General features: G+C 61.6%; 1 protein-coding gene. It reads left to right on the top strand.

Annotated elements, in window-relative coordinates:
* Positions 1-83 precede the first annotated feature (83 nt).
* Positions 84-461: FMN-binding negative transcriptional regulator (locus AC1D0P_RS29230; RefSeq protein ID WP_477679936.1), on the top strand; the 378-nt coding region annotated here is incomplete at its 3' end.

Genomic DNA, 461 nt, shown 5'->3' with positions numbered 1-461 from the left:
GGACCATATCTTTTCTCCAGAACTGGCACTTCTGTTCATGCCAGTTGCCTGCGATATCAGCACCAAGTCAAGGGAGACCAGACATGTACACGCCCCCCGCCTTCGTCGTCGACGACAAAGCCGAACTCTATGAGATGATCCGCCACTGTCCTCTCGCGAACCTCATCACCGCGACGCCTGCGGGGCCGATGTGCACCGCGTTGCCGACGTTTGTCGACGCGACCGAGGGGGAGATGGGCGTGCTCTATGCGCATCTGGCGCGGCCGAACCCGCAATGGCAGGCGGAGGTGGTCGGTCACGGCCTCGCCGTCTTCATGGGGCCGGACGCTTACGTCACCCCATCCTGGTACGCCGTGAAAGCCGAACATGGAAAGGTCGTTCCGACCTGGAATTACGCCGCCGTCCATGTATCCGGTCCGGTCGAGTTCTTCGACGATGCCGATCGGCTGCTCGATGTCGTG

It is taken from the genome of Polaromonas sp. P1_G2 (assembly GCF_056405515.1).
This window is presented reverse-complemented; position numbering and strand designations above follow the sequence as displayed.